This is a genomic window from Variovorax sp. PAMC 28711 (genome assembly GCF_001577265.1).
Lineage (GTDB): Bacteria > Pseudomonadota > Gammaproteobacteria > Burkholderiales > Burkholderiaceae_C > Variovorax.
Genome location: NZ_CP014517.1, coordinates 2,208,946 through 2,227,567, shown reverse-complemented (window position 1 = coordinate 2,227,567; position 18,622 = coordinate 2,208,946). Strand labels below are relative to the sequence as shown.

Here is an 18,622-nt window from a genome sequence, read left to right as displayed (position 1 = left end):
TGCGATCGGTGCGCCGCCCGCGCCTTACTTTTCAGCCTTGTCGGCTTTTTCGGCCTTCTCTGCCTTGGCCGGCTTGGCATCGACCACGTCGGCGCCGGAGGTCGCGGCCAGCAGCGGGATACCCAGCGATTCGCGCACCTTGTTCTCGATCTCGCGCGAGAGCTCGGGGTTCTCGCGCAGGAATTCGCGGGCGTTGTCGCGGCCCTGGCCGATCTTCTCGCCCATGTAGGCGTACCAGGCACCGGACTTGTCGACGATCTTGGCGACCACGCCCATGTCGATGATTTCGCCTTCGCGGCTGATGCCTTCGCCGAACAGGATGTCGAACTCCGCCGTCTTGAACGGGGGGCTGACCTTGTTCTTGACCACCTTGACCTTGGTTTCGTTGCCGATGGCTTCGTCGCCCTTCTTGATGGTGCCGATGCGGCGGATGTCCAGCCGCACCGAGGCGTAGAACTTCAGCGCATTGCCGCCGGTGGTGGTTTCGGGCGAGCCGAACATCACGCCGATCTTCATGCGGATCTGGTTGATGAAGATGACCATGCAGTTGGTCTTCTTGATGGTGGCGGTGAGCTTGCGCAGCGCCTGGCTCATCAGGCGGGCCTGCAGGCCGGGCAGCGAATCGCCCATTTCGCCTTCGATTTCAGCGCGCGGCGTGAGTGCGGCGACCGAGTCGATGACGATCAGATCGACCGCGCCGGAGCGCACCAGCGAATCGACGATTTCGAGCGCCTGCTCGCCGGTGTCGGGCTGGCTGATCAGCAGGTCGGACAGGTTCACGCCGAGCTTCTGGGCGTACTGCACGTCAAGCGCGTGCTCGGCGTCGACGAAGGCGCAGGTGCCGGCCTGCTTTTGCATTTCGGCGATGACCTGCAGCGTGAGCGTGGTCTTGCCCGACGATTCCGGGCCGTAGATCTCGATGACGCGACCGCGCGGCAGGCCGCCGACGCCCAGCGCGATGTCCAGGCCGAGCGAGCCGGTCGACACGACCTGCACGTCTTCCAGCGCCTCGCCCTCGCCCAATCGCATGATCGTGCCCTTGCCGAACTGCTTTTCAATCTGGGCGAGTGCGGCTTGCAGCGCCTTGGCTTTTTCGCTGCCTGCGACCGAAATACTGGTGCCTTTGACGAGTGCGTCCATGAGAAAACTCCTTGAATATCAACAGGTTGTGATGGGCTTGCATCTGTCTGCGTTTAATCACAGGCTGGATGCTTGAACAGTAATGTACAGGCCAGTCCGGCGAAGTAAACCAGATTTATGGTCAGTTTGCATTACCATTTGGCCGCATGATTTCCGCCCTCAACGACGACTGGCGCCAGACCCATCTGGGCCGCCTGCTCGGCCACGCCCTGCGCCGTTTCGACGAGCGCGTGCTGGCCTTGATGGCGCACGACGTCGACGTGCCGCTCGCCCTCTCCAACCTCGCGGCGCGACAGCAGGTGAGCGCGGCGCACGTCCACATCACGCGGCACCTGGCGCGCGACGGCTCGCGGCTGACCGAACTGGCGCAACGCGCCGGCATGACCAAGCAGGCGATGGGCACACTGGTCGACCAATGCGAGGCGTGGGGCCTGGTCACGCGCGGACCCGACCCGCTGGATGCGCGCGCACGCCGCGTGCTGTTCACCGCCGACGGACTGGCCTGGCACGAAGCCTTCCGCAAGGCCGTGGCGCAGGCCGAAAGCGAGTTTCGCGCGAGCGTGGGCGACGACATCGCCACGGTCGTCACCATCGGTCTCGAAACCTACGCCGCCGCCTAGAATCCGCCCACACAGCCGGAGGCAGGCGATGCGGATTCTGATTGCGGAAGATGACCAGGTGCTGGCCGATGCGCTGCTGCGCAGCTTGCGCACCTCGGGCGCGGCGGTCGACCACGTCGCGACCGGCTCGCAAGCCGACGCGGCGCTCATGACCAACAGCGAGTTCGACCTGCTGATCCTCGACCTGGGCCTGCCGAACCTGCACGGCCTGGAGATCCTGAAACGCCTGCGGGCGCGCGGCTCGCAACTCCCGGTGCTGGTGCTCACGGCCGCCGACACCGTCGAAGAGCGCGTCAAGGGCCTCGACTACGGCGCCGACGACTACATGGCCAAGCCCTTCAGCCTGCAGGAACTCGAGGCGCGCGTGCGGGCGCTCACGCGGCGCGGCATGGGCGGCACCAGCAACGCGATCAAGCACGGCCCGCTGGTGTACGACCAGGCCGGCCGCGTGGCGACCATCGACGGGAAGATGGTCGAACTGTCGGCGCGCGAGCTCGGCCTGCTCGAGGTGCTGCTGCAGCGCGCCGGCCGCCTCGTCAGCAAGGACCAGCTGGTCGAACGGCTCTGCGAGTGGGGCGAGGAAGTGAGCATCAACGCCATCGAGGTCTACATCCACCGCCTGCGCAAGAAGATCGAGAAAGGCCCGGTCCGCATCGCGACCGTGCGCGGTCTCGGCTACTGCCTCGAAAAAATCAGCCCGTGAAGATTTTTCAGCGCGGCCAGCGCTCCCTGTTCGGGGAAATCCTCGACTGGATGCTGACCCCGCTGCTGTTGCTGGTGCCGGTGAGCATCGGCCTCACCTGGCTGGTGGCGCAAGGCATCGCCAACGCGCCGTTCGACCGGGCGCTCGAATACAACGTGCAGACGCTGGCCAAACTGGTGACGGTGCAGCAAGACCGCGTCCAGTTCTACCTGCCGCTTCCCGCCCGCGAAATGCTGCGCGCCGACGACACCGACAAGGTCTACTACCAGGTGCGCGCGATCGGCGGCGCGGTGCTCGGCGGCGACAGTGACCTGCCCGAGCCGCCCGACGACGACGCGCTCACCCCCGACGTTTTTCACATGCGCGACGACCGCATGCGCAACGACGCAGTGCGCGTGGCCTACACCTGGGTGCAACCCGCGCTGGCGGGCGCGCCGATGGTGCTGGTGCAGGTGGCCGAAACGCGCGAGAAGCAGCAGGTGCTCGCGACCGAAATCATCAAGGGCGTGCTGCTGCCGCAGTTCGCGATCCTGCCGCTGGCGATCTTGCTGATCTGGCTGGCCCTGGTGCGCGCGATCAAGCCCTTGTCCGAGCTCGAAGAACGCATCCGCGAGCGCAAGCCTGACGACCTGAGTCCGCTCGACGACAGCTCGGTGCCGTACGAAGTGGCGCCGCTCGTGGCGTCGGTGAACGGCCTCCTGACCAAGCTCAAGGAATCGATCGCGACGCAAAAGCGCTTTCTGGCCGATGCGGCGCACCAGCTCAAGACGCCGCTGGCCGGCTTGCGCATGCAGGCCGACCTGGCGCAACGCGACGGCGCCGACGCCGCCGAATTGAAGCAGTCGCTCAAGCAGATCGGCCGCGCGAGCATCCGCGCCACCCACACGGTGAACCAGCTGCTCGCGCTCGCCCGCGCCGAAGGCGGCGCCGGTGCCTTGTCGTGGCAGCCCTGCGACCTCGCGCGGCTGACCGTCGAAGTGGTGCGCGAAGCGGTGCCGCGCGCGATCGAAAAGCGCATCGACCTCGGCTACGACGGCGCCGAACCCGGCGCCCCCGGCGTGCTGCTCGAAGGCAATCCCACGCTGCTGAAGGAACTGGTGCGCAACCTGGTCGACAACGCGATCGCGTACACACCGTCGTCGCCCGAACGGCCCGGCGTGATCACCGCACGCGTGCTCGGCGATCCGTTCGGGCACATCCTGCTGCTGCAGGTCGAAGACTCGGGACCGGGCATCGCCGATGCCGCGCGCGAGCTGGTGTTCGAGCCGTTCTACCGGGTGCTGGGCAACGAAGCCGACGGCTCTGGGCTCGGCTTGCCGATCGTGCGCGAGATCGCGCGCCAGCACAAAGCGACGGTGACGCTGGAAGATGCCCATCCGGGGACGCAACCACCGGGCGCACGTTTCAGCGTGCGCTTCGACACCGCGCCGCCCTGAAAGCGACCCGGCTTGCACCGCGTCAGCGGGCCGCGTCGTTGTCGTTCGCAGGCGAAGAAGCGGCTGGCTCGGCCGGCGCCGGGGCGGCTTCCGGCGCACCGGGCTTGCGAATTTGCAGCAGCTGCGGGCGCACTTGTCGGGCGAGCCGCTGAGGTTCACGCTCGCCGGCCACGTCGATGTCGCCACGCGCCCAAACGAAATACCCCAGGTTGACCACCACCAGCGCAAAGAAGATGAAACGCAGCATGCCCGCCTTACAACGCCATGCCGCGCGGCCGCACGCTGACTTCCGAACTGGTGATCGACTGCAGGCCGTCGGCGGTCTGCACGCGCAGCTCGCCCCCCGGGCCCACGCCTTCGCAGTGGCCGGCGGTGCCGTCGCTGAGTTGCACCTCGCGCCCGCGCAAGGCGTCGCGGGCCGCAAAGCGCTCGGCGAACGGCGCGAAACCCTGCGCACCGAAGGTCAGCACATCGCGCACCAGCGGCGCGGCCAGCCAGTGCAGCACCTGCTGCGGCGTGGCTTCGGGGCTCCACTGCTGGACCCAGGCCGGCGGCGTGCGCATGCCATCGCCTTCGCGCGGGCCGATGTTGAGGCCGGCGCCGATCACCAGCCAGCGCGGCGAGGCGCCGTTCGCATCGCCCTGCGGCAAAGCCGTTTCGATGAGGATGCCGCCGAGTTTGCAGTCGTCGACCCAGAGGTCGTTGGGCCACTTGAGCGCGACCCGTGCGGCCTGCGCCGCATCGATGCTCTCGGCGATGCTGACCCCGACGGCCAGCGAGAGGCCCGACCAGTCGCGCGGCGCCAGCGGCAGGCCGAGCGAAAAGGTGAGCGACGACGGTGCCTCTTGCATCTGCGCGCTGTGCCAGGGGCGCCCGAGGCGTCCCCGGCCAGCGGTCTGCCGCTCGGCCACCAGCAGGACGGGTGCAGTGCGACCACTGCGGCCGCGGCGCATGAGTTCGGTGTTGGTCGAATCGATCTCATCGATCACCTCGACCGAAAAGCCCGGCAGGAGCGGCGCCACCGCAGCGCCGATCCGGTCTTCGAACCAGGCATTCGCCATGGTCAATCCCGGTCGGACTTCTTGTCCTTCTTGTCTTTCTTGCCGGCTTTGCGCGCCTTCTTTTCGGCCTTCTCGGCCTGGGCCTTTTTGCTGGCCTCTTTCGCTTTCTTCGCTTTCTTCTTGTCCTTCTTGCGCTGAATCTCTTCTTCCTCGTCCTTGGGCGCGAGCAGGGTGCCGCGGCACTGTTCGGAGCCGCACCAGCAGGGGAACTCGGCCAGCAGCTCGGGCGTGTACGGCTCATCGATCATCAGGCCGTAGTCGTAGTTGAGCTCTTCGCCGGCGTGGATGGTGCGCAGCGCCTTGATGAAGACGCGGCCATCGGTCTCGTCGGCCTCGCAGTTGGGCTCGCACGAGTGATTGATCCACTTGGCGGCGTTGCCGTGGACCTTGCCGTCGATGACGTGGCCGTCGTCGATGTGGAAATAGAAGGTGTGCTGCGGCTGCGACGGATCGTGCGGGTGGCGGCGCAGCGCCTCTTTCCAGCTGATGACCTCGCCCTTGTATTCGATCAGCGTCTCGCCTTCGGCGATGTCGGCCAGCGCGAAGACGCCGTTGCCGTGAACGCCGGAACGACGCGTCTGGATGCGGCGACCGGTATTCGTGGGGGATTTGGAAGGCATCGCCGAAGTCTGATAGTTTGAATGTGCACACATGTGCGCGTACGCGTGTACGCGCGAGAGCCGCAGAGTATAGAGAGCCCCTCATGACAAAGACTTTGGTAATTGCAGAAAAGCCGTCGGTGGCCCAGGACATCGTCCGCGCCCTCACGCCCGTGGCTGGCAAGTTCGACAAGCACGACGAGCACTTCGAAAACGAAACGTATGTCGTCACCAGCGCGGTCGGTCACCTGGTGGAGATCCAGGCCCCGGAAGAATTCGACGTGAAGCGCGGCAAGTGGAGCTTCGCGAACCTGCCCGTGATTCCGCCGCACTTCGACCTGAAGCCGGTCGACAAGACGAAGACGCGCCTGAACGCCGTGGTCAAGCAGGCCAAGCGCAAGGACGTGACGCAGCTCATCAACGCCTGCGACGCGGGCCGCGAGGGCGAACTCATCTTTCGCCTGATCGAGCAGTACGCCGGCGGCAAGAGCCCGCTCAACAAGCCGGTGCGCCGCCTCTGGCTGCAGTCGATGACGCCGCAGGCGATCCGCGACGGCTTCGACTCGCTGCGCAGCGAGCAGCAGATGCAGGGCCTGGCGGACGCGGCGCGCTCGCGCTCCGAAGCCGACTGGCTGGTCGGCATCAACGGCACGCGCGCCATGACGGCCTTCAATTCGCGCGACGGCGGCTTCTTCCTGACGACCGTGGGCCGCGTGCAGACGCCGACGCTGTCGGTGGTGGTCGAGCGGGAGGAACAGATCCGCAAGTTCGTCTCGCGCGACTACTGGGAAATCCACGCGAGCTTCGCGGCCGAAGCCGGCCCCTACCCGGCCAAGTATTTCGACACGGGCTGGAAGAAGTCGGGTGCGCCCCCCTTGCCCAACGGCGAACCCGATGCCGAGCAGCGCGCCGACCGCGTGTGGACCGAGCACGACGCGCTGACCATCGCCAACGCCGCGCGCGGCCAGCCGGCCACCGTGACCGAAGAATCGAAGCCCACGACGCAGGCGTCGCCCGGACTGTTCGACCTGACCTCGCTGCAACGCGAAGCCAACGGGCGCTTCGGCTTTTCGGCCAAGACCACGCTGGCGCTGGCCCAGAGCCTGTACGAGCGCCACAAGGCGCTGACCTATCCGCGGACCGATTCGCGCGCGCTGCCGGAGGACTATCTGCCGGTGGTCAAGGACACCATGAAAATGCTCGCGACCAGCGGCATGAAGCACCTCGCGCCCTTCGCGCAGCAGGCGGTCGACGGCAACTATGTGAAGCCGAACAAGCGCATCTTCGACAACGCCAAGGTGTCGGATCACTTCGCGATCATCCCCACGTTGCAGGCACCGAGCGGCCTGTCGGACGCCGAGCAGAAGCTCTACGACTTCGTGGTGCGGCGCTTCATGTCGGTGTTTTTCCCGAGCGCCGAGCACCAGGTGACGACGCGCATCAGCACGGTCGAGCAGGGTGGCAAGAAGTACCCGTTCCGTTCCGACGGCAAGGTGCTGGTCAAGCCGGGCTGGCTGGCGATCTACGGCAAGGAAGCCGTGAGCGACGACGACGAGAAGGACGGCAAGAACCTCGTGCCGGTGAAGCCGGGCGAGATCGTGAAGGCCGAAACCGTCGACACCAAGGGCCTGAAGACGCGCCCGCCCGCGCGCTACTCCGAAGCCACCTTGCTCGGCGCGATGGAAGGCGCCGGCAAGACCATCGACGACGACGAGCTGCGCGAAGCGATGCAGGAAAAGGGCCTCGGCACGCCCGCCACGCGCGCCGCCACCATCGAAGGGCTGATCGCCGAAAAATACATGCTGCGCGAAGGCCGCGAACTGATCCCGACCGCCAAGGCGTTCCAGCTCATGACCCTGCTGCGCGGGCTCGGCGTGGAAGAACTTTCCAAGGCCGCGCTCACCGGCGACTGGGAATACAAGCTCGCCCAGATGGAAAAGGGCCAGCTGAGCCGCGAAACCTTCATGAAGGAAATCGCGGCGATGACCGAGCACATCGTCAAGAAGGCCAAGGAGTACGACCGCGACACCGTCCCGGGCGACTACGCCACCCTCGCGACGCCCTGCCCCAACTGCGGCGGCGTGGTGAAAGAAAACTACCGCCGCTACACCTGCACAGGCAAGCCGGGCGCAGAGCCGTGCGGCTTCTCCTTCGGCAAGTCGCCGGCCGGCCGCACCTTCGAGGTGGTCGAAGCCGAAGCGCTGGTGCGCGACAAGCACATCGGCCCGCTGGAAGGCTTCCGTTCCAAGGCGGGTTGGCCGTTCACCGCCGAGATCATCCTGAAGTTCGACGAGGAAGAAACCAAGAACTGGAAGCTGGAGTTCGACTTCGGCGACGACAAGAATGCCGACTCCGGCGAGATCGTCGACTTCAGCGCGCAGGACACGCTCGGCCCTTGCCCGATCTGCGGTGCGCCGGTGTTCGAGCACGGCAGCAACTATGTCTGCGAGAAATCGGTGCCGACCACCGCGCAGCCGACGCCGAGCTGCACCTTCAAGACCGGCAAGATCATCCTGCAGCAGCCGGTGGAACGCGCGCAGGTGGAAAAGCTGCTCGCCACCGGCAAGACCGACCTGCTCGACAAGTTCGTCAGCATGCGCACGCGCCGCGCGTTCAAGGCTTTTCTTGCCTGGAACGCCGAAGAAGGAAAGGTGACCTTCGAATTCGCGCCGCGCGAAGGCGGCAGCAAGTTCCCGCCGCGCAAGACCTTCGGCAAGGCCGCGCCGGCCGCCAAGAAGGCCGCCGCCAAAAAAGTCGCTGCGGCCAAGAAGGCGCCGGCGGCGAAAAAGACGGCCGCCCCGAAGGCACCGCGCAAGCCGGGCGCCGGCCTGAAGCCGAGCGACGCACTGGCGGCCGTGATCGGCGACGAACCGGTGGCGCGCACCGCGGTCATCAAGAAGCTCTGGGACTACATCAAGGCCAACGGCCTGCAGGACGCGACCAACAAGCGCGCGATCAACGCCGACGCCAAGCTCAAGCCGGTTTTCGGCAAGGACCAGGTGACGATGTTTGAACTCGCTGGCATTGTGGGCAAGCACCTTTCGGCGCTGTGACCTCTATATAGTGATTCGATGACGAAATCGATCGCATCCACCGTCCTCGCCACGCTCGCGCTCTGCTTCATCGCAGGGTGCGCCTCGGGCAACTCTTCCAACACCGGCGCGAGCGCGAGCAGCGGCAGCCGCGTGGAGGTGTTCGGCACGATCGACAGCTCGATCTCGCACGTCACCAACAAGTCGGCGCCCGCGCGCTAAATCCCGCGCGGCTCAACGCCTCAACAGCGCCTGACGCAGCAGCCGCGCAGCGCGGTTGCGGATCTTGCCGGGCGCAGCGCGCAGGGTCGACTTCGGGGTGACGCGCGCGGTGGCGCAGGCCCACAGGAAGTCGTGCAGGATGGCCGTGTCGTCGACTGTTTCCTTGCTGCCGAAGGTGTGGAATTCCGGATGCCACTGCGTGGCCGCGATGTAGCTGCGGCCGCGATCCGCCTTGCGCCGGATGGCTTCCGGCACGCGGTCTGGCAGGCTCCACGCCTCGATCTCGAAACCCGGCGCCAGCCCCTTCACGCCCTGGTGGTGAATGCTGTTGACCCGTGCGCTGTCGACGCCCGGGTACAGCTTGGCGAGACGCGTGCCCTGCACGATCTCGATCTCGTGAAAGTTCTTGTCGTAGGTGACCGGGTCGCGATGCCGCAGCGTCTGGGGATGGCCGTGCTGCTCTTCGATGTCCTGGTACAGCGTGCCGCCGAACGCGACGTTGATGAGTTGCAGCCCGCGGCACACGCCGAAGATCGGCTTGCCGGCCTGCTCGAAAGCCTCGACCAGCGCGAGGTCGTAAAGATCGCGCACGCGGTCGCCGAGCCATGCATCCTTGAGTGGCACCTCGCCGTAGCTGCCGGGCCAGACGTCGGCACCGCCGTGCATCACGACGCCGTCGAGCCACTCGGCGTAGTGCGAGAGCTTGGTGTCGCCGCGGGCGGTTTCGCCGGTCGGGCAAGGCACCATCACCACCATCGCGCCGGCCGACATGAGCCAGTGGGCGATGGACTGCTCCACGTATTGCAGCGTCTTGTTGCTGAACAGGGAACGGTCCGGATCGGCGTGCGAGAAGCAGGCAGACAGGCCGATCTTGAGCCGGGCGGAAACGGGTTGAGACATCGTCGAACGACCCCTGCAGAGATAAGGATTGATTGTGCCGAACGGCCCTCGCGCGCAGGGTCGGACGACACCCCAAGTATGCTTTCGACCGAACTTGCAACCTCGGAGACAAACGCATGGACCTGGGCATCGACATCGGCACGTCGGAAGTGAAAGTCGCGCTGGTCGACGACGCGCAGCGCATGGTCGGGCAGGCCCGCGCCGCGGTGCCGATCTCTCGGCCGCACCCGCTCTGGTCCGAACAAAATCCGGACGACTGGTGGACCGCCACGCAGGCCGCGCTCGGCGCGCTGCGCGACAAGCATCCCCGGGAGTACGCGGCCGTGCAGGGCATCGGCCTCTCGGGCCACATGCACGGCGCCACACTGCTCGATGCACAGGAGCGCGTGTTGCGCCCCGCGATCCTCTGGAACGACGGCCGCAGCCATGCGCAGTGCGCAGAGCTCGAACGGCGCGCGCCGGCCAGCCGCACCATCACCGGCAACATCGCAATGCCCGGCTTCACCGCGCCCAAGTTGATCTGGGTCGAAGACAACGAGCCGGACACCTTCCGCCGGGTCGCGCGCGTGCTGCTGCCCAAGGACTATGTGCGGCTCAAGCTCACCGGCGAAGCGGTGTCCGACATGTCGGACTCGGCCGGCACCTTGTGGCTGGACGTTGCTGCGCGCGCCTGGTCGGACACGATGCTCGCGGCCACGCACCTCGACCGCTCGCGCATGCCGCGCCTGGTCGAAGGCAGCGATGCGAGCGGCACCCTGCGTGCCGACGTCGCATCGCGGCTCGGCTTGCAACGCGGCGTGGTGGTGGCGGGCGGTGCCGGCGACAACGCGGCGAGCGCGGCCGGTCTGGGCGTCACCGCGCCGGGCACCGCGTTTCTCTCGCTCGGCACGTCCGGCGTGTATTTCGTCGCCAACGCGGCGTACTCGCCGAACCCGGCCGGCGCGGTGCACGCGTTCTGCCATGCGTTCCCGGGCACCTGGCACCAGATGAGCGTGATGCTCTCCGCCGCCAGCTGCATGGGATGGCTCAAGCGGCTCACGCATGCCGAGAGCGAAGCCCAACTGGTGAGTGAAGCCGAGGCGTTGCCGGACGGCGCAGCGACGCCGCTGTTCCTGCCGTATCTCTCCGGCGAGCGCACGCCGCACAACGATCCTTACGCGTCGGGTGTGTTCTTCGGACTCACGCACGAACACGCGCGCGGCCACCTCGCTTATTCGGTGCTCGAGGGCGTGGCGTTCTCGTTCCTCGACGGGCAGCGGGCGCTGCTCGATGGCGGCGCGCAGATCGACAGCGTCACGCTGGTCGGCGGCGGTTCGCGCAGCGCGGCCTGGGCGCAGTTGCTGGCCGACACCCTGGGCCGCACGCTCGATCGCCGCAGCGGCGGCGAGGTCGGCGCAGCGCTCGGCGCGGCCCGCCTGGGTCGGCTGGCGCGCACCGGCGATGCCGTGGCCGACGTGTGCGTCGCGCCGCCCTTGCTCGACAGTTTCACGCCCGACCCCGCGCGCACCGCGCTGCTGGCGGAGCGACATGCGCAATACCAGCGGCTCTATCGCTTGCTCAAACCGGAAATGCAGCGCTGCTCCACGCTGGAAACCTGAGGGTGCTGCGGGCCGCTCATGCCGCTTTGTGGCCGATCGGCTACAATTGCGGGTTCGTTTCGATACCACGACGAAGCACTTCGTCATGCGCCGGCTGGAAGGCCACACCCTCTCAAAGCCGGCTTCACAGTGTGTTGGAGCGCCAGATCTGGCGCCCATGATTGCCACCACTGCCTTCGTTCTTGTTGAAGCGAATAGCGCGTCCCCCGCGCCGTTGACAGTCATTCACGGCCGGTCACGCCCCGTTTTCAACATTTTTTTCGGCGCTTTGCGAAAATTCGCATGGCGCCAAGGCTTCATGGACATCATTCAACACAGCATCGCAGTGGGCAAGTACCTCGTTTCACCGCTCATCAAGACCCAGGACGACGGCCATTTCGCCGCCTCGGTCTCCATTCGTTCCGGCCACGGCAGCGGCATGACCGACCGCGTCATGCGGTTCACGCCGCGCTTTCGAAGCCATTCGGCCGCCGTGCGTTATGCCGTCGAGCAAGGTCTCGGCTGGGTGCATGAAAAGCACCCAGCCCGCCCTGCGAGCGGGCCTTGCACCGCCTGAACCCGACACCCAGTTTCATCTTCAACAGACAACGTTTTCAGAGGTAAATCATGGCCAAGGAAGAACTGATCGAAATGAACGGCGCAGTGACCGAAGTGCTGCCCGACTCGCGTTACCGCGTCACGCTCGACAACGGGCACCAGCTCATCGCGTACAGCGGCGGCAAGATGCGCAAGCACCACATCCGCATCCTGGCGGGTGACAAGGTCTCGCTCGAACTCTCGCCCTACGACCTGACCAAGGGCCGGATCACGTTCCGCCACCTGGAACGCCGCGGTCCGCCGCCGGTCAATTCGGGCGCCCAGCGCCGCTAAACCCTGCTGGCAGGCTCACCTGCCGGCCACGGCCTCCGGTTGCCTCACCCAGGCGCCGGAGGCCTTTTTTGCTTTGAAATCGAGCCTTCCATGAGTTCTTCTCCCGCCGCCGACAGCTTTTCCACGTTGCCGCTCACGCCGCAGATGCTGGCCAACCTGACCCGGCTCGGCTACACGCAAATGACGCCGATCCAGGCGGCTGCGCTGCCGCCGGCGCTGCTCGGCAAGGACCTGATCGCCCAGGCCATGACCGGCAGCGGCAAAACGGCCGCTTTCGCGCTGGCGCTGCTCGCCAACCTGAATCCGCGCCGCTTTGCCGTGCAGGCGATGGTGCTGTGCCCGACGCGCGAACTGGCCGACCAGGTCACGACCGAGATCCGCCGGCTGGCGCGCGCCGAGGAGAACATCAAGGTCGTCACGCTGTGCGGCGGTGTCGCGCTGCGCGGGCAGATCGCGAGCCTCGAGCACGGCGCGCACATCGTGGTGGGCACACCGGGCCGCCTGATGGACCATCTGGAGCGCGGCAACCTCGACCTTTCGGCGCTCAACACGCTGGTGCTCGACGAAGCCGATCGCATGCTGGACATGGGCTTCTTCGAAGACATCGTCAAGGTCGCGCGCCAATGCCCGAAGGAGCGCCAGACCTTGTTGTTCTCGGCGACCTATCCCGACGGCATCGCGAAGCTCAGTGCGCAGTTCATGAAGAGCCCGCAACAGATCACGGTGCAGGCGCAACACGCCGGCAGCACGATCCGCCAGCGCTGGTACGAGGTGAAGGAGAGCGAGCGGCTGCACACGGTATGCCTGATGCTCGACCACTTCCGTCCGATCAGCACGATCGCGTTCTGCAACACCAAGCAGCAGTGCCGCGACCTGGTCGAAGTGCTGCAAGGGCAGGGCTTCAGTGCGCTGGCGCTCTTCGGCGAGCTCGAACAACGCGAGCGCGATCAGGTGCTGGTGCAGTTCGCCAACCGCAGCTGCTCGGTGCTCGTGGCCACCGACGTGGCGGCGCGCGGACTCGACATTGCGCAGTTGGAGGCGGTCATCAACGTCGACGTGACGCCCGACTCTGAAATCCACATCCACCGCATCGGCCGCACCGGCCGGGCGGGGGCCGAGGGGCTGGCGCTCAATCTCGCCAGCATGGACGAGATGGGCTGCGTCGGAAAGATCGAGGTGCTGCAGAGCCGCGCATCCGAATGGCATCCGGTGGCCGAATTGACGCCGGGCGAGGGCAAGCCCCTGCAGCCACCGATGGCCACGCTGCAGATCGTCGGCGGTCGCAAGGAAAAGATCCGTGCCGGCGACGTCCTGGGCGCGCTCACCGGCGACTGTGGCTATGCCAAGGAGCAGGTCGGCAAGATCAACGTGAACGAGTTCTCGACCTATGTCGCGGTGGAGCGCAGCATCGCCGCCGAAGCCGCACGCAAGCTGGCGAGCGGTCGCGTCAAGGGCAAGACGGTGAAAGTGCGACTGCTCGAAGACGAGCGCTAGGATCTCGCTCGCCCCCAGCCTTGGCGGTGCAGTCAGTCCGACGCCGGCCTGACCAGCGCCGCCGCCGTCGTCTGCGATGACGTGGGCGCCAGCGGTGCATCGAGCCCCGGCGCCGCGGGCTGAATCTCCTGCTGCGCCAGCTTCGACGCCAGCCGGAACGCCACCACCACCGCCAGCAAGCCGAAGATCGACGAACCCACGGCCTGCCCGATCAGCACCCCGGCCGCGCCGTGGTGCGAGCCCCACCACGCGAACGGGATCGTGCCCAGCGTGGCGCGGCCCCAGTTGAAGCCGGTCGACAGCAGCGGATGCCCGAGGTTGTTGAACGACGCGTTCGCCACGAACAACCCGCCCGAGAAGAAAAAGCTCGCCGCCAGCCAGGTGCAGAAGAGCGAGATCAGTTCCGCCGCCAGCCCGTCGGCCGAAAACGCCCGGATGAGCACGCCCTGCCCCAGCGCCAGCACGAGCCACGCGACGGCCACCGCGACCACCATGAAGAACAGGCTGTCGCGCAGCCCTTCGCGGACCCGTCGGTACTGCCCGGCCCCGAGGTTCTGCGCGAGGATCGGACCGACCGCGCCGCTCAGTGAATAGATGAGACCGAAGGCCACCGGGCTCACCCGGTCGATGGTCGCGGCGCCGGCCACGGCCGACGCACCGAACTGCGCGATCGAATGCGTGACGAAGGCCGCGCCCACGGGCGTGGCCAGGTTGGTCAGCACCGCAGGCCCCGCCACACCGCCCAGCGCCCGCACATCGCCGGCGAACGCCGCACGGTCGAAGCGCCCGAGCATGCGGTGCGTGACCCACACGCCGTGCAGGCCGATCGCCGCCATGACGCTGCGCGACACCACGGAGGCGATCGCGGCCCCGTCGAGTCCCAGGTTGAGGCCGAAGATCAGGATCGGATCGAGCACCGCCGTCACGAACGCGGCCACCAGCGTGACGGTCATCGAGCGCCGCGCATCGCCGACCGAGCGCAACAGCGCCGAGGCGACCATCCCGATGCCGAGCAAGGGCAGCGAGTGCACGGTCACCGCGAGGTAGCGCTGCGCGAGGCGCGCCGTTTCGCCTTCGGCGCCGAGCGCATGCAACGCCGGCTGCAGGAAGAACGCGGTGCCGCTGCCCAGCACCACTGCGATGCCGACCATCAACACCAGGCTCGCCGTGGCGATGCGCCGCGCGGCGTCGCGCCGACCGGCGCCGATGGTGCGCGACACCAGCGCGCTCACGCCGATCGTCAACCCGATGCAGACGGACGTGTGGAAGAAGCCGACCACGCCGGCAAAACCGACCGCAGCGGCGGTCGCCTTTTCGCCCAGTAGCGAGATGTAGAAAAGATTGATCAGGTCGACCGCGAACACCGCGATCAGCCCGATCGCGGCGGTGCCGGCCATCACGCAAACATGCCGCAGCAGCGAGCCCGAGACGAAACGCGGCCCCTCGGTCGGAGCTCCTCTGGAGCCTGTCGGCATGTGAAATCCTCGGTGTGGCCTAATTGCGGCTCGAACATCACTTTTACCCGAGCTTTTCATGCCCAAGAAAATTCGCACCGAAGCCGACCGCGTTGCCACTCCTGCACCAACCCCGCTGGCCGGTTACGCCCTGCCCCGCAACGGCGGTGGTCAGAAAGTCAGCCTGGAACGCGGAACCGCCACGCGCAACAAGAAGAACGCCGGCAAGCGCGCCAAGAAGGGCGGCTGAGCCTTCCTTCCTGCCCCTCGCAGGTGGATGAAACGCGCCTCAGGGCGCGTTTTGTCATTGGATCGTCGTCGGACCGAAGTCGATGCGCGATTCGTCGAATTCGCGCGACGCGGCGCCGCGTCGCCCACGGCGGCACTGGAGCGCGACCATGCCGGCCATCATGGCCAGGCCGTAGCTCGGCATGGCCCTGCGGGCCTTGTCCACCGCTGCGGGACCGCCGCTGGGCGCTTCCCCGGTCTGGAGTTCCCAAAAGAATCTTCCGGGTGCGGGCTCGTTCACGACGAGTGCAATGCCTTTGGCGTCGACCATTTTGTTCGCTGGAATCGGTAAAGTAGACGACGTTTGTAAGGCCCCGGGCCGGAACGCGACAGGACCTACTTCACGGAAGTTCACAAAGCGTGCAAACAGTTTCGGACGCGTATCGCATCGACCCGTCCTGACACCTTCGCCAGCTATAACCCTCGCATGACCGACGCGTACCAGATCGACATTCCCGCCAGCTTCTTCGCGGTCTACACGAATGCGCGCCAGCGGCTGAGCGAACCGATTGGCGTGGTGCGTGCGCGCTACGAAATCTGCGAAGACCTGGCGAACCACCTGGTCGGCCACGCCCAATTGCAGCACCACACCGAGGTGCCGGTCGAAAGCGAGATCCTGCGGCGCATCCACGCCGGCCTGGCCACGCCCGACGCCGGCGTGTTGCCGGCCGAGGCGGCCTGGATCGTGCAGCGTCTGGCAGAACTGCTCGACTGGCCCCGCCCGGCGCTCGATGCGCCATCCCCTTCCCACCCCGATTTCCCCGAAAGCGACCGATGAGACTCCAAGCCAGCTGCAAGATGACCGTGAACGTGGCGGCCGATTGCCCCACCGTGGCCATGCTGCGGCCCCGCAGCGGCGATGCGCAGTGGATGGTCTCTGAGCGCTATGAGCTCACGCCTTGGGTTCGCACCACCGAGTACGTCGACAGCTACGGCAATCTGTGCCAACGCCTGGTGATCCCGCAGGGCGAGATGCGAATCGATGTCGAGATGGTGATGGAAGCCGAAGAGCACATCGCCGTCGAGCCTTCGGCCGGCGTCACCCCGGTCGAGCAGCTGCCGCCCGACGCGCTGCAGTTCTTGCTGCAGAGCCGCTATTGCCCTTCCGACAAGATGGAAGACCGGGCGCGCGAGATCGTCGGCGACCTGCCACCGGGCTACGCGCAGGTGGAGGCAATTCGCGCCTGGATCCACACCCACATGGAATACCGCTACGGGGTGAGCGACGCCACCACCGACGCGCTCGACAGCCTCGACCACGGCGCCGGTGTCTGCCGCGATTTCTCGCACATCGGCATCGGCCTCACGCGCAGCCTGCGCATTCCGGCGCGGCTGGTGGTGGGCTACCTCTACCAGCTCGATCCGATGGACATGCATGCCTGGTTCGAGGCCTTCGTCGGCGGGCGCTGGTACACCTTCGACGCCACGCAGGACCAGCCGCGCGGCGGCCGCATCGTGGTGGCCTACGGACGCGATGCGGCCGACGTCGCGTTCCTGTCGAACTACGGGCCGATGGAAATGGGCGAGATGGTCGTGACGGTCGACCGGCTCGACTCGCCGCAAGACGCTGCCTGACAGTTGCTTCGCCCTTCGCGTGCAGCGCCACGGCCCGCCGGACTACGCGCGGCCGCCGCCCGGCGTCTTAAAAAGAAGGGACAAACCCCTTTTGTCCACTTTTCCGGAGCGTCTTCATGGCCACCAAAAAATCTTCTTCCAAGGCCCTGCCTGCGGCCCCTTCGACGGCGCGTGCGATGGCAGTGCAACCCAACCTGCACCAGCAAACGCACGAAACGCAAAAGTTCGGCGAGATCGTCAAGCTTCCCAACGGTCTGAGCGAAGACGTGTGCAAGAAGAGCGTGGCCTTGCTCAATCAGTGCCTGGCCGACACCATCACGCTGCGCGACATGTACAAGAAGCATCACTGGCAGGTCGTCGGCCCGACGTTCAACCAGCTGCACCTGATGTACGACCAGCATTTCGAAGCGCAGGTGTTGCTGGTCGACATCCTGGCCGAGCGCATCCAGCTGCTGGGCGGCATTGCGCTGGCCATGGCCGCCGACATTGCGGAGACCACGAAGATCGCGCGTCCGCCGCGTGGCCGCGAGCCCGCCGCCGTGCAGATTCGCCGATTGGCCGAAGCGCACGAAATGATCATCATCGAGGCGCGCGAAGCCGCCAAGAAGGTCGACGAATCCGGCGACGACGGCAGCAATGACGTGTTCGTGTCGAACGTGCTGCGCACCAACGAGCTGCAGGTGTGGTTCTTGACCGAGCATCTGGTCGCCGCTTCGCCCGTCACCGCCTGATCGGCGGGCGCCCCCGACACGAAGGTTTACACCTCGCGCGCATCCGGCGCGATGCGCGGGACGTAGGTCATGGAACCATTGAGGAATTTCCATGCCCGAGACCTGCGATCTTTGTGGGGCCCTGAATCGCTCGCACGCGAATTTTTGTTCGGGGTGCGCAGCAAAACTGCCCGGCTTCGCCGCCACCGGCCCTTCCGGACTGGACCTGCTGAAGGCTCAGGCCCCGGGTTCAAGCCCTTTGAGACTGTCGCCTTTCAGCGCAGGTACGCCGGCGCCTACCGTCGATGACATCCTTCGACCTCTGTTGGTCGGCGGACTGCTCGCCATGGGCCTGTTCATCGCCTGGCATGCACACGTGCGCCGCGATGCGGAACCGGCGTCACCGTTTCGCGCAGAAGCGGTGGTGCTGAAACCGGCTTTCGAGGCGATCGCGCCTTTTGCACCGGACCTGAGCGGGCTGCCCGCCGTGTCCGCCAGTGCCAGGGCGGCAGCCGCCCGCACTGCGCAAACGTTGCCGACGGCTGCGCGCCGCGCCGCCGCCGATCGCGATGCAGCGGCGGCATCCGAGGCCGTCAACGGCGAGGGCGATGGCGCGATCGACACGGTGACGCGCTTCTACCGCGCCTTGGCGGCGGGCGACGGCGCCACCGCCACCCGCATGGTCATCCCCGGCAAGCGCAGCCAGGGGCCGCTGAGCAGCGACGCGATGTCGGCCTTCTACGGCTCGCTGGCCGCACCGATCAGCGTGCGCTCGATCCGGCGCGTCGACGATCAGGTGGTCGAGGCGCGCTACAGCTATCGCGCTACGCGCACGGTTTGCGAAGGCCGCGCCTTGCTCACCATGGAATCGTCCGGCCCGGTGGCCCGCATCCGCAGCATCGCGGCCAACTGTTGAGCAG

At 66.7% G+C, this 18,622-nt stretch carries 21 protein-coding genes; 14 read left to right on the top strand and 7 right to left on the bottom strand.

Going from position 1 to position 18,622, the window contains the following annotated elements; all coding sequences use genetic code 11:
- Window positions 1-24: 24 nt before the first annotated feature.
- Window positions 25-1,140 carry a recombinase RecA gene (gene recA / locus AX767_RS11010; RefSeq protein ID WP_068631287.1) on the bottom strand — a complete coding sequence of 372 codons (1,116 nt, stop codon included), beginning with the start codon at window positions 1,138-1,140 and terminating at the stop codon, window positions 25-27.
- 146 nt (window positions 1,141-1,286) lie between these two features.
- Between recA and AX767_RS11005 the strand changes: the two genes are divergently transcribed.
- Genes AX767_RS11005 through AX767_RS10995 form a run of 3 tightly spaced genes read left to right on the top strand, consistent with a single transcriptional unit; the run spans window position 1,287 to window position 3,899 of the window.
- Window positions 1,287-1,760 carry a MarR family winged helix-turn-helix transcriptional regulator gene (locus tag AX767_RS11005; RefSeq protein ID WP_068631285.1) on the top strand — a complete coding sequence of 158 codons (474 nt, stop codon included), beginning with the start codon at window positions 1,287-1,289 and terminating at the stop codon, window positions 1,758-1,760.
- A 28-nt stretch (window positions 1,761-1,788) separates the two neighbouring features.
- On the top strand, window positions 1,789-2,463 hold the full coding sequence (locus AX767_RS11000) for a response regulator (RefSeq protein ID WP_068631284.1): 675 nt from the start codon (window positions 1,789-1,791) through the stop codon (window positions 2,461-2,463).
- Entirely contained in the window at window positions 2,460-3,899 is a 1,440-nt protein-coding gene (locus tag AX767_RS10995; RefSeq protein WP_068631282.1) for a sensor histidine kinase, read from the top strand. The genes AX767_RS11000 and AX767_RS10995 overlap by 4 nt, the downstream gene beginning before the upstream one ends.
- Before the next feature lie 22 nt (window positions 3,900-3,921).
- On the opposite strand, the gene AX767_RS10990 is transcribed toward AX767_RS10995, so the two are convergent.
- The 3 genes from AX767_RS10990 to AX767_RS10980 are packed head-to-tail and all read right to left on the bottom strand — an operon-like array spanning window position 3,922 to window position 5,580.
- Window positions 3,922-4,146: a hypothetical protein gene (locus tag AX767_RS10990; protein WP_068631280.1), complete on the bottom strand. Its 225-nt coding sequence runs from the start codon at window positions 4,144-4,146 to the stop codon at window positions 3,922-3,924.
- Between the two features lie 7 nt (window positions 4,147-4,153).
- Complete coding sequence (locus tag AX767_RS10985) at window positions 4,154-4,960, bottom strand: biotin--[acetyl-CoA-carboxylase] ligase (RefSeq protein ID WP_068631276.1); 807 nt, start codon at window positions 4,958-4,960, stop codon at window positions 4,154-4,156.
- A gap of 2 nt (window positions 4,961-4,962) precedes the next feature.
- Entirely contained in the window at window positions 4,963-5,580 is a 618-nt protein-coding gene (locus AX767_RS10980; RefSeq protein ID WP_068631274.1) for an SET domain-containing protein, read from the bottom strand.
- An 83-nt stretch (window positions 5,581-5,663) separates the two neighbouring features.
- Here AX767_RS10980 and AX767_RS10975 point away from each other — a divergent pair, with 83 nt between their 5' ends.
- Both AX767_RS10975 and AX767_RS10970 read left to right on the top strand, forming a co-directional pair.
- Window positions 5,664-8,612, top strand: coding sequence for a DNA topoisomerase III (locus tag AX767_RS10975; protein ID WP_068631272.1), 2,949 nt, complete (start codon window positions 5,664-5,666; stop codon window positions 8,610-8,612).
- Window positions 8,613-8,630: 18 nt separating this feature from the next.
- On the top strand, window positions 8,631-8,813 hold the full coding sequence (locus AX767_RS10970) for a hypothetical protein (RefSeq protein WP_068631270.1): 183 nt from the start codon (window positions 8,631-8,633) through the stop codon (window positions 8,811-8,813).
- A 12-nt stretch (window positions 8,814-8,825) separates the two neighbouring features.
- Here the strand turns inward: AX767_RS10970 and AX767_RS10965 are convergent, their stop codons facing one another.
- Window positions 8,826-9,713: a gamma-glutamyl-gamma-aminobutyrate hydrolase family protein gene (locus tag AX767_RS10965; RefSeq protein ID WP_068631268.1), complete on the bottom strand. Its 888-nt coding sequence runs from the start codon at window positions 9,711-9,713 to the stop codon at window positions 8,826-8,828.
- A 116-nt stretch (window positions 9,714-9,829) separates the two neighbouring features.
- Between AX767_RS10965 and xylB the strand changes: the two genes are divergently transcribed.
- The 4 genes from xylB (at window position 9,830) to dbpA (ending at window position 13,675) form a co-directional block, all read left to right on the top strand.
- A complete protein-coding gene (xylB, locus tag AX767_RS10960) occupies window positions 9,830-11,311 on the top strand; it encodes a xylulokinase (protein ID WP_068631266.1) in 1,482 nt (493 codons plus the stop codon).
- Window positions 11,312-11,609: 298 nt separating this feature from the next.
- The gene (locus AX767_RS10955) at window positions 11,610-11,867 is read left to right on the top strand and encodes a hypothetical protein (RefSeq protein ID WP_068631264.1); all 258 of its coding nucleotides are present in this window, start codon (window positions 11,610-11,612) and stop codon (window positions 11,865-11,867) included.
- A 50-nt stretch (window positions 11,868-11,917) separates the two neighbouring features.
- Window positions 11,918-12,181 carry a translation initiation factor IF-1 gene (infA, locus tag AX767_RS10950; protein ID WP_068631262.1) on the top strand — a complete coding sequence of 88 codons (264 nt, stop codon included), beginning with the start codon at window positions 11,918-11,920 and terminating at the stop codon, window positions 12,179-12,181.
- A 90-nt stretch (window positions 12,182-12,271) separates the two neighbouring features.
- On the top strand, window positions 12,272-13,675 hold the full coding sequence (dbpA, locus tag AX767_RS10945) for an ATP-dependent RNA helicase DbpA (protein WP_068631261.1): 1,404 nt from the start codon (window positions 12,272-12,274) through the stop codon (window positions 13,673-13,675).
- Between the two features lie 32 nt (window positions 13,676-13,707).
- Here dbpA and AX767_RS10940 read toward each other — a convergent pair whose 3' ends face one another.
- Window positions 13,708-15,150 (bottom strand): MATE family efflux transporter, encoded by a 1,443-nt coding sequence (locus tag AX767_RS10940; RefSeq protein WP_068631258.1) that lies wholly within the window; start codon window positions 15,148-15,150, stop codon window positions 13,708-13,710.
- Between the two features lie 58 nt (window positions 15,151-15,208).
- Here AX767_RS10940 and AX767_RS21590 point away from each other — a divergent pair, with 58 nt between their 5' ends.
- Window positions 15,209-15,379: a hypothetical protein gene (locus AX767_RS21590; RefSeq protein WP_168164821.1), complete on the top strand. Its 171-nt coding sequence runs from the start codon at window positions 15,209-15,211 to the stop codon at window positions 15,377-15,379.
- 54 nt (window positions 15,380-15,433) lie between these two features.
- On the opposite strand, the gene AX767_RS10935 is transcribed toward AX767_RS21590, so the two are convergent.
- Window positions 15,434-15,688, bottom strand: coding sequence for a hypothetical protein (locus tag AX767_RS10935; RefSeq protein WP_068631256.1), 255 nt, complete (start codon window positions 15,686-15,688; stop codon window positions 15,434-15,436).
- Window positions 15,689-15,844: 156 nt separating this feature from the next.
- Here AX767_RS10935 and AX767_RS10930 point away from each other — a divergent pair, with 156 nt between their 5' ends.
- The 4 genes from AX767_RS10930 (at window position 15,845) to AX767_RS10915 (ending at window position 18,618) form a co-directional block, all read left to right on the top strand.
- Window positions 15,845-16,195, top strand: a complete 351-nt coding sequence (locus AX767_RS10930) for a hypothetical protein (protein ID WP_068631254.1) — start codon at window positions 15,845-15,847, stop codon at window positions 16,193-16,195.
- The gene (locus tag AX767_RS10925; protein WP_068631251.1) at window positions 16,192-16,992 is read left to right on the top strand and encodes a transglutaminase-like domain-containing protein; all 801 of its coding nucleotides are present in this window, start codon (window positions 16,192-16,194) and stop codon (window positions 16,990-16,992) included. The genes AX767_RS10930 and AX767_RS10925 overlap by 4 nt, the downstream gene beginning before the upstream one ends.
- A gap of 116 nt (window positions 16,993-17,108) precedes the next feature.
- Window positions 17,109-17,723: a Dps family protein gene (locus AX767_RS10920; RefSeq protein ID WP_068631249.1), complete on the top strand. Its 615-nt coding sequence runs from the start codon at window positions 17,109-17,111 to the stop codon at window positions 17,721-17,723.
- Between the two features lie 325 nt (window positions 17,724-18,048).
- Complete coding sequence (locus AX767_RS10915; protein ID WP_156481028.1) at window positions 18,049-18,618, top strand: hypothetical protein; 570 nt, start codon at window positions 18,049-18,051, stop codon at window positions 18,616-18,618.
- Window positions 18,619-18,622 lie beyond the last annotated feature (4 nt).